Annotated in this window: 9 protein-coding genes and 3 pseudogenes; 6 read left to right on the forward strand and 6 right to left on the reverse strand. The window is 39.0% G+C overall.

Annotated features, from left to right (window positions below):
- Together ACLOR3_RS05820 and ACLOR3_RS05825 are read left to right on the forward strand one after the other, a co-directional pair.
- Positions 1-483: pseudogene (locus ACLOR3_RS05820) on the forward strand (hypothetical protein); the annotation flags it as partial.
- Positions 484-601: 118 nt separating this feature from the next.
- Positions 602-769, forward strand: a complete 168-nt coding sequence (locus ACLOR3_RS05825; protein WP_000336323.1) for a cysteine-rich KTR domain-containing protein — start codon at positions 602-604, stop codon at positions 767-769.
- A 59-nt stretch (positions 770-828) separates the two neighbouring features.
- Here ACLOR3_RS05825 and ACLOR3_RS05830 read toward each other — a convergent pair whose 3' ends face one another.
- Positions 829-1,182, reverse strand: a complete 354-nt coding sequence (locus ACLOR3_RS05830) for a helix-turn-helix transcriptional regulator (RefSeq protein WP_001227347.1) — start codon at positions 1,180-1,182, stop codon at positions 829-831.
- A gap of 504 nt (positions 1,183-1,686) precedes the next feature.
- Between ACLOR3_RS05830 and ACLOR3_RS05835 the strand changes: the two genes are divergently transcribed.
- The 4 genes and pseudogenes from ACLOR3_RS05835 to ACLOR3_RS05855 all read left to right on the forward strand — a co-directional run bounded on the left by ACLOR3_RS05835 (position 1,687) and on the right by ACLOR3_RS05855 (position 4,289).
- Complete coding sequence (locus ACLOR3_RS05835) at positions 1,687-2,109, forward strand: sigma-70 family RNA polymerase sigma factor (protein ID WP_000804885.1); 423 nt, start codon at positions 1,687-1,689, stop codon at positions 2,107-2,109.
- On the forward strand, positions 2,106-2,336 hold the full coding sequence (locus ACLOR3_RS05840) for a helix-turn-helix domain-containing protein (protein WP_000857133.1): 231 nt from the start codon (positions 2,106-2,108) through the stop codon (positions 2,334-2,336). Before ACLOR3_RS05835 ends, ACLOR3_RS05840 begins: the two co-directional genes overlap by 4 nt.
- A gap of 460 nt (positions 2,337-2,796) precedes the next feature.
- Positions 2,797-3,000 (forward strand): excisionase, encoded by a 204-nt coding sequence (locus tag ACLOR3_RS05850; protein WP_000814511.1) that lies wholly within the window; start codon positions 2,797-2,799, stop codon positions 2,998-3,000.
- Positions 3,001-3,081: 81 nt separating this feature from the next.
- A pseudogene (locus ACLOR3_RS05855) lies at positions 3,082-4,289 on the forward strand (tyrosine-type recombinase/integrase).
- 283 nt (positions 4,290-4,572) lie between these two features.
- On the opposite strand, the gene ACLOR3_RS05860 reads toward ACLOR3_RS05855, so the two are convergent.
- The 5 genes and pseudogenes from ACLOR3_RS05860 to ACLOR3_RS05880 form a co-directional block, all read right to left on the reverse strand.
- Complete coding sequence (locus tag ACLOR3_RS05860; protein ID WP_048717184.1) at positions 4,573-5,229, reverse strand: CPBP family intramembrane glutamic endopeptidase; 657 nt, start codon at positions 5,227-5,229, stop codon at positions 4,573-4,575.
- 280 nt (positions 5,230-5,509) lie between these two features.
- Positions 5,510-8,128: an alanine--tRNA ligase gene (gene alaS, locus ACLOR3_RS05865; RefSeq protein ID WP_411400517.1), complete on the reverse strand. Its 2,619-nt coding sequence runs from the start codon at positions 8,126-8,128 to the stop codon at positions 5,510-5,512.
- A 36-nt stretch (positions 8,129-8,164) separates the two neighbouring features.
- Positions 8,165-8,647 (reverse strand): LURP-one-related/scramblase family protein, encoded by a 483-nt coding sequence (locus tag ACLOR3_RS05870; RefSeq protein ID WP_125374277.1) that lies wholly within the window; start codon positions 8,645-8,647, stop codon positions 8,165-8,167.
- Between the two features lie 290 nt (positions 8,648-8,937).
- Complete coding sequence (locus ACLOR3_RS05875; protein WP_411400520.1) at positions 8,938-9,879, reverse strand: peptidylprolyl isomerase; 942 nt, start codon at positions 9,877-9,879, stop codon at positions 8,938-8,940.
- Between the two features lie 77 nt (positions 9,880-9,956).
- Positions 9,957-10,120: pseudogene (locus ACLOR3_RS05880) on the reverse strand (O-methyltransferase); the annotation flags it as partial.

The raw sequence follows: 10,120 nt of genomic DNA on the forward strand, positions 1-10,120 counted from the left end.
GGGATACGCTATGGTTGCGAACAAGGATTATATGGTTGGAATGTGACGGATTGTAAAATCTGTTTTAAGTATGGCTTATACTATAGCCCTGTTAGTACCCCAGCAGATTTTCGGATGCTTGCTCCTATTGTATTGGAACAAGTCTTAAAAAAAGCTGGAACAGAATTGTTAGAGCCATATCTTAGTTTTAAAATTTATGCGCCACAGGAATATCTTTCACGAGCATACAACGATGCTCCTAAATATTGTGCGAACATCGTAGACACTCAATTGAAAAATAATGAGGTCATTCTTAGTGGAGAAATCCCTGCTCGGTGTATTCAAGAATATCGTAGTGATTTAACTTTCTTTACAAATGGACGTAGTGTTTGTTTAACAGAGTTAAAAGGGTACCATGTTACTACCGGTGAACCTGTTTGCCAGCCCCGTCGTCCAAATAGTCGGATAGATAAAGTACGATATATGTTCAATAAAATAACTTAGTGTATTTTATGTTGTTATATAAATATGGTTTCTTGTTAAATAAGATGAAATATTTTTTAATAAAGATTTGAATTAAAGTGTAAAGGAGGAGATAGTTATTATAAACTACAAGTGGATATTGTGTCCTGTATGTGGAAATAAAACACGATTAAAGATAAGGGAAGATACTGAATTAAAAAAATTCCCCCTCTATTGTCCGAAATGCAGACAAGAAAATTTAATTGAAATAAAGCAGTTCAAAGTAACTGTGATTACAGAGCCAGACGCAAAGACGCAGAGCCGATAAAATGAGATTAATACAATCTCATTTTATCGGCTCTTTCCGTTATGTATGGATTCTTTTAATTAGTCTTCGATGTTTCTTGCTTCGTTGATACCGCTGGCTAAAGATTCCATTAAGGATAGTTCTTTGTCTGTAAAGCTATCCATGTATTTCTCTATCTGTAATCGTCGGGTGCTTTTTACCAAGTTATTAGCAGGTAAGAAAAATTCATCAACGGAAACATGAAGTAACGATACAAGGTCATAAAGAACTTGTATGCTGGGGTGTTGCCCTTTATTTTCAATATTAGTTAAGTACCGTGGGTCAATTTCAATCAATGCTCCCACTTGTTCACGAGTTAAACCTCGTTTCAATCGAGCTTCTTTAATGGCTAAACCAAAGGCTCTAAAATCATATTTATCTTCTTTTTTACGCATAGTAGACCACCTCTATACATTTTATTGTTCCTACTGAATTAAAAACAGGTATAGAAAAACGTGTTATATGGTTTATAGGTTTATATTTAATAAAAAGCACTACTAAACGCCAATAAAAAAAACCGTTATATGGTAGTGCTATTTACGCTGTTAAAATATTGTATATTACTTCCAAATGGCGGTTTGTTGGAGGTCAACGTCGCCATGAAGTACATCATATACAATAAATTTCCTTACATTGGGTTCTTGTCAAAAAAAGTCGTCTATCTGCAATAGATAAGTACGTCCACCAATGTGGTTTTATAAATCATATAGATAGAATAACAGAAGCATGTAAACAGAGAAATAAATCTGTTTATATGCTTTTTTGGCTATTCAGAACTTTTTTACAAAGTTTATTTATCAGTAATGCAACAAATCCCCCTTTCACATTGGGACTAAGAGTGAAAGGAGATAAACGAGCAAGGCTCACTTCCTTTCCTAGACAGAAAGGGGGTGAGAAACATGAAACCATCTTCTTTTCAGACCACAATAGAAAATCAGTTTGACTATATCTGTAAACGTGCTATGGAAGACGAGCGAAAGAATTATATGCTTTATCTTTCAAGGATTGCAAAGCGTGAGGTGTCCTTTTCGGATGTTGGCGATTATCTTGTTAGCCAGTTTGCGACAACAGATAACTATTCAACTGACTTTCAGATTTTTACACTCAATGGGTTATCAGTAGGCGTTGAAAATGATTTGTTGAGTGAAGCATTACGTGAGTTGCCAGACAAGAAACGTGAAATTCTACTGCTGTTTTACTTTATGGACATGAGCGATTCAGAAATTGCAGACCTGTTGAAATTGAACCGTTCTACTGTCTATCGGCATAGAACCAGTGGACTAGCCTTAATTAAAAAGTTTATGGAGGAATTTGAAGAATGAAAACACAATATCCTATGATTCCCTTTCCTCTCATTGTAAAGGCAACAGATGGCGATACCGAAGCGATTAACCAGATTCTACATCATTACAGAGGGTACATAACGAAGCGTTCCCTACGACTTATGAAAGATGAATATGGCAATCAAAGTATGGTCGTTGATGAAGTCTTACGTGGAAGAATGGAAACCAGACTGATTACAAAGATTTTGTCATTTGAAATTAAGTAATATCCTCTCTCCTTTCGTGGAAGCGTGCTAAACCATTCCACGCTTCCCGAACAGGGAGGTTTGTTATTCCACCAAAGCATATTGAGCTTTCAATGTGTTTTGATAGGCTAACGAGCCATTGTTCTTTGAAAACTGAATAAAAGTAATCGAATACGTTTCGATAAGAAAAGAGCCAACGGAACTAACCGCCATGACCTATCTTATAAAGATAGCGAGCGATTCATGTTAGTGATCCGAGAAGCAATCTTTAGCAGGATTGCCTGCAACGACATTCTTATCGTGATAATGATACTCCCATACAGTCAATAGTCCGAGCGTGATAAAACCGTCGCAGGCAATGAGTATGGCTACATGAGAACCATGCAGGGGTGGAACTCCCGTGAGCTTTGCTAAAGCTGTTCGATTGCTGGTAAAACAACTTTTATGAAATCCAAATAAGTGATTTGGAAAGGAGGATTTTATGAAGCAGACTGACATTCCTATTTGGGAACGTTATACCCTAACCATTGAAGAAGCGTCAAAATATTTTCGTATTGGCGAAAACAAGCTACGACGCTTGGCAGAGGAAAATAAAAATGCAAATTGGCTGATTATGAATGGCAATCGTATTCAGATTAAACGAAAACAATTTGAAAAAATTATAGATACATTGGACGCAATCTAGCGTCGCCAAAGGGTCTTGTATATGATAAAATAGTATTAAGTCGTATCAAGGCTCTTTCCATAAAGGAAAGGAGCAAATGCCATGTCAGAAAAAAGACGTGACAATAAAGGTCGAATCTTAAAGACTGGAGAGAGCCAACGAAAAGACGGAAGATACTTATACAAATATATAGATTCATTTGGAGAACCGCAATTTGTTTACTCGTGGAAACTTGTGGCTACAGACCGAGTACCAGCAGGAAAGCGTGATTGTATCTCACTTAGAGAGAAAATCGCAGAGTTACAGAAAGACATTCATGATGGTATTGATGTTGTAGGAAAGAAAATGACACTCTGCCAGCTTTACGCAAAACAGAACGCTCAAAGACCAAAGGTTAGAAAAAACACTGAAACTGGACGCAAATATCTTATGGATATTTTGAAGAAAGACAAGTTAGGTGTAAGAAGTATTGACAGTATTAAGCCATCAGACGCTAAAGAATGGGCTATTAGAATGAGTGAAAATGGTTATGCTTATCAAACCATCAATAACTACAAACGTTCTTTAAAGGCTTCATTCTATATTGCTATACAAGATGATTGTGTTCGGAAGAATCCATTTGACTTTCAACTGAAAGCAGTTCTTGATGATGATACTGTCCCTAAGACCGTACTAACAGAAGAACAGGAAGAAAAACTGTTAGCCTTTGCAAAAGCTGATAAAACCTACAGCAAAAATTATGATGAAATTCTGATACTCTTAAAAACAGGTCTTCGTATTTCAGAGTTTGGTGGTTTGACACTTCCAGATTTAGATTTTGAGAATCGTCTTGTCAATATAGACCATCAGCTATTGAGAGATACTGAAATTGGGTACTACATTGAAACACCAAAGACCAAAAGTGGCGAACGTCAAGTTCCTATGGTTGAAGAAGCCTATCAAGCATTTAAGCGAGTGTTAGCGAATCGAAAGAATGATAAGCGTGTTGAGATTGATGGATATAGTGATTTCCTCTTTCTTAATAGAAAGAAGTGGCAAGTGATTACAACGGCATGATGAAAGGTCTTGTTAAGAAATACAATAAGTATAACGAGGATAAATTGCCACACATCACTCCACATAGTTTGCGACATACATTCTGTACCAACTATGCAAATGCAGGAATGAATCCAAAGGCATTACAGTACATTATGGGACATGCTAATATAGCCATGACGCTGAACTATTACGCACATGCAACATTCGATTCTGCAATGGCAGAAATGAAACGCTTGAATAAAGAGAAGCAACAGGAGCGTCTTGTTGCTTAGTAGTACAAATGAATTTACTACTTATTTACCACTTCTGACAGCTAAGACATGAGGAAATATGCAAAGAAACGTGAAGTATCTTCCTACAGTAAAAATACTCGAAAGCACATAGAATAAGGCTTTACGAGCATTTAAGAAAATATAAAAAGATAATTAGAAATTTATACTTTGTTTATATAAAAAATTAGCCTTGCTGCAGAAGAAACTATCTCAAATAAACAAATCAGTCCTTTCCAGATTTGGAAAGGGCTGATTTGGTAGGTATGTTAGTCCCCATTCTTCTTTATTGAAGCAAGAAGATAAGGAGAGAAGCGATCAGGTTATTTGCTATATGCAGGGCAATGGCATAACGAATATCTTCCTTAGTCAGATACGCTAAAGCGAAAATTGAACCCATTATAAAGTAAATTAGAAATTGCCCTAGACTAGACGGAAGATGGAGAAAAGAAAATAAACTAGAAGAAAGAGCAATATAGAGCAAGGTCTGTCCTAGGGTTTCCTGCTTTGAAAATAGATACTTGGCCATTAAGCCTCTAGTTATGAATTCTTCAATAATGGGAGCAATAAAAATAATATAGAAAAAAACGAAGGCAGGAAATAACTCCAAGAAAAACTCAATACTTCTTTGATTATTAGACGATTCACCCGAGACCAAGGCTTGAAGAGCAATAAAGGCAACTAATAATCCAATGGGTAACCATATCGTGGACGTCAGTTTGGTCTTTTTAACCTCAAGTTTCCAACCCTTTTGGTACCATTTCCACAAACCAAAAATATAGAGAGCAGATACCAAAGCGAATATCAAGAGAATGAGAAGCTCGGAACCTCCCTCAACGAGAACATTCAAGCAACTAGCAAGAATCCTCGAAAATAAAATAAAATGAGAGAAGACCACCAAGGCATACAAACCAACATTTTTCCAGATACTGTTCCCCTTCATACAACACTCCTTTTTCCTTTCGATTCCTATTCCAAGTCTATTTTTTAATTCAATTATCTACTTTTGATTATTTATTATGCTGTCAAACTTAGGATTTTTATGAGGGCCTCGGACTGCACCTTCAAATCGACAATGGAGTAATATCTAAGACACTTCCTTTTTCCTATATATTTATTGTAATGTATTTATCAAAAATTACAAGTACTTCTTAAAAAGTTTTTACAAAGATTTAACAGTTTACCATACAAAAAGACCTACCCGAAGGTAGATCTCCTCTTTATTACAATTTACCCGCTACGGCATCCAACAATTCTTGAATCTTGGCTTGGTTGCTTCCTCCTGCCATGGCCATGTCTGGTTTTCCACCACCACGTCCATCAACGATTGGAGCCAATTCTTTGACCAAGTTACCTGCGTGGATGTCTTTGTTCTTGCTTGCTACGAGAAGATTGACCTTGTCACCGATTGCTGCGACCAGAACAAGGACGTCAGAGTAATCTTTTTGTTTCCAGTTATCCGCAAAGGTACGAAGGGCACCTGCATCTGATACAGAAACTTGACTAGCAATGTAACGGTGTCCGTTTGCTTCTTGAACATGTTTGAAGACATCACCTGCTGCCGCTGCTGCTGCTTTTTCCTTCAATTCTGCATTTTCTTTTTGCAATTGACGAAGTTGTTCTTGAAGTCCTTCCACCTTATGAGGGACTTCTTTGAGTTGAGGTGCTTTCAAGGTTGCTGCGACTGCTTTCAGTGCATCTTCTTGTTCACGGTATGCTTCAAAGGCTTCCTTACCTGTCACTGCCAAGATACGACGAGTTCCTGATCCGATACCTTCTTCTTTGACAATCTTGAAGAGACCAATCTCAGAAGTATTGCCAACGTGGGTACCACCACACAGTTCCACTGAGTAGTCCCCGATAGTGACAACGCGAACTTCCTTACCGTATTTCTCACCAAAGAGGGCCATAGCTCCCATTTCTTTTGCTGTGTCAATATCAGTCTCAACTGTTTCCACTGCGATGGCTTCCCAAATCTTCTCATTGACTTGTTGCTCAATAGCACGCAACTCTTCTGGAGTCACAGCTTGGAAGTGAGTGAAGTCAAAGCGTAGGAATTCCACTTCATTAAGTGATCCTGCTTGAGTGGCATGGTGGCCAAGGATATTATGAAGAGCTGCATGGAGCAAGTGAGTTGCAGTATGGTTCTTCATGACACGAAGACGACGATTGCTATCGATAGCTAAAGTGAACTCTTGGTTCAAAGCAAGTGGAGCATGAACTTCAACGGTATGTAAAGGTTGTCCATTCGGTGCCTTTTGTACATCTGTTACAGTCGCTACGACATTTCCTGCAGCATCCAAGATTTGACCGTGGTCCGCAACCTGTCCACCCATTTCAGCGTAGAATGGAGTTTCTGAAAAGATAAGTGATGCAGTTCCTTCTGAAACAGCCTCTACTTCAGCATTATCTGCTACGATAGCCACCAATTTAGAAGGCAATTGACTAGCATTGTAGTTGAAGACACTCTCAACAGTGATGTTTTGAAGGGTTTCATTTTGCATACCCATAGATCCACCTTTGACAGCAGATGCACGCGCACGTTCTTGTTGTTCCTTCATAGCTGCTTCAAAACCTTCACGGTCAACCGTCATACCAGCTTCTTCAGCAATTTCTTCTGTCAATTCTACTGGGAATCCGTATGTATCATAGAGTTTGAAGACATCTTGACCAGCGATGACCGTTTGGCCTTTTTCTTTCAAGTCTGCTACGATGCCTTGGGCAAAGTGTTGACCTGAGTGAAGGGTACGAGCAAATGACTCTTCTTCACTCTTGACAATTTTCTCAATAAAGTCACGTTTTTCAAGTACTTCTGGGTAGTAGCTTTCCATGATTTTTCCAACAGTTGGAACAAGTTTATAAAGGAAAGGCTCATTGATACCCAATTTTTGACCATGCATAGAGGCACGACGAAGGAGACGACGGAGGACATAACCACGACCTTCATTTCCAGGAAGGGCACCATCACCAATCGCAAATGAAAGAGAACGGATGTGGTCAGCGATGACCTTAAAGCTCATGTTGTCGCCATCTTGGTCGTAAACCTTACCAGATAATTTCTCAACTTCACGGATGATTGGCATGAAGAGGTCAGTTTCAAAGTTTGTCTTAGCCCCTTGGATAACCGCCACCAAACGCTCCAAACCAGCTCCCGTATCAATGTTCTTGTGTGGCAATTCCTTGTACTCGCTACGAGGAACAGCAGGGTCCGCGTTAAATTGTGACAAGACAATGTTCCAGATTTCGATGTAACGGTCGTTTTCGATATCTTCTGCAAGAAGGCGAATACCGATGTTTTCTGGGTCAAATGCTTCTCCACGGTCAAAGAAGATTTCTGTATCTGGTCCAGAAGGTCCAGCACCGATTTCCCAGAAGTTGTCCTCGATTGGGATCAAGTGACTTGGGTCCACGCCCACTTCGATCCAGCGGTTGTATGAATCTGTATCAGCTGGATAGTAGGTCATGTAGAGTTTGTCTTTAGGGAAGTCAAACCACTCCGGACTTGTCAAGAGTTCATAAGCCCAGGTAATGGCTTCGTCACGGAAGTAATCCCCGATGGAGAAGTTCCCCAGCATTTCAAACATAGTATGGTGACGAGCAGTCTTCCCTACGTTTTCGATATCGTTGGTACGAATAGCCTTTTGAGCATTGGTAATCCGTGGGTTTTCAGGGATGATAGTCCCGTCAAAGTATTTTTTAAGAGTTGCGACCCCTGAGTTAATCCACAATAGGGTTGGATCGTTTACTGGAACCAAGCTAACAGATGGTTCTACTGAGTGACCTTTGGTTGCCCAGAAATCAAGCCACATTTGGCGGACTTGTGCACTAGATAATTGTTTCATGTTTTCTCCTCTATTTATTGTTTTCTATTGATCGGCTTAGGAGCCATTCTCCATCATTTCTACATAGTCAATGGCAAGACACAAGGAAATCACAAGATTGGCATATTCCTCTTCATAGACGGATACCTGATAAGTCGAAGTTAAGGTAAAGACTTGCTTGCTAATCTCTGCAACCAGCTGGTCGCGATCATCCAATAACTTGAAATCCAAATCCCAGATATTGCCTTCGATGCGTAGTCCTAAATTAGAAATATCGTACTTATCACGGAGTAAGGTTAGTTTTTTACGGATGAAAAAACTGGAGCCATCCGCTAATTCTACAGTGAATTGGGGTAAGAGGCTAAAAGGCTTCTTCGTGATATGGCTGACCTTCTGGCCTTCCACATCAAATACCGTAAAGGTCTTGGGAATTTTCAAAAATGAACCTTCTACCTGGTATTCCACCATTCCTAGATCATTTTTGATGTCAAAGCGTTCCCCTCCAAGTCGAAACTTTTGTTTGACCAGATACGTTTTCATCAGTTTCCTCCTGCAAATCCTTATGAAAACCTTTCTCTTATTAGAAAGGATCTCCGGTAGAAATGCTGAAAAAAAGACAAGCTCACTAACGAAGGGCGAAAAACCGCGGTACCACCTTCATTCAATGAACTTGTCATTCTTCATTCGATTATGTAATTGTTCTATTGAGTAGCAAAATCATTTCTCTTCCATGGCTCGCACCCCCGCCACTTCTCTGCATCCGATTCTAAATGATTTATTCTCAACTATCTCATTATACAGATAAATACAATGCTCGTCAACTAATATCCTTATTTAGAAGATGAGCTACCTTCTGTTGTTGCACCAATATTTTGCATGTATTGGTTGAAGGTTGCCTTGAAGGCATCATCTTTGACCTTGATATTGGCATTTGACATTGCTTTGGCAATGATGCTACGGATAAAGTTGGCATCATTTTTACGTCCTGCCGTCAGAATTTCTTTCAAGCGTTTTTCGTATTTCTTCCAGTCAGATCCTTTTTCTTCCTTCTTAGTTACTTTAACGATATAGTAGGCACCAGCGCTTTTTTGACTAGCAGGATCAATAACGACATCTGAAATACCATTTACATCAAGCTTAGATGCTGCTTCCTTGACACGAGTTGGAACAGTTGTTGTTCCAGAGTCAAATTTGATTTCTCCACCCTTTTCTTTGGTGCTAGCATCTGTAGAATTTTCTTTGGCAATTTGTGCAAAGTCAGCGCCTTCAGCTTTTACACTTGCAAGAACTTCATTCGCTTTTTCTTCTGAATCCACTTTGATCACATTTGCAGTGATTTCTGGTGTATAGGTTTCAAAGGCTTTTTTATAAGCTTCGTCTGTCAACTCTTTTGAAATAGCTTGGTCAACCGCATACTCTAACAAAAGGTTACTACGGATTTGTTGTTTGTTGGTTTCTTCTGTTAAACCTTGTTGTGTGAGGTAGCTTTTGAAGGCTTCACCCAATTGTTTTTTCTGCTCATCAACTTTTTTCTCAACATCTTTGTCTGAAACTTTTGAACCGTATTCTTTTTCAAAGACTTTATTAATGGTCATTTGGAAAAGATATTGTTGTGCACCTTGGTTGTGTTTAATTTCATCATAGAAATCACCAACAGTGATCGTATCACCCTTCATTGTGATGATATCTTTGTCACTGCCACCTTTTGCACAGGCTGCTAGCGTTACAACGGATAAAAGGGTCACCGCTCCAGCTACAAATTTTTTCTTCATGTTTATTTCTCCATTCTAAAATTCACTGCTTCTATTTTACCACAAATTCAACAGGATAACTTAAATAAGTCTAAAAACTACTCTTCTTTCGGCAAAGAAATCTCTTCCTGATTTTTACGAATCATAAGAATGCCATCGCCGAGGGGAATCAAACTGGCCGTCAAGCCAGGATGGTCCAAAGTGGCATCAAAGAGACGTTGCAAGCCTCGATAGATGGTGCGCTGTCCACGACGAACTTCCA

Origin of the sequence: Streptococcus intestinihominis (assembly GCF_046824975.1) — a bacterium.
In the GTDB taxonomy this organism is placed as follows: Bacteria; Bacillota; Bacilli; order Lactobacillales; family Streptococcaceae; genus Streptococcus.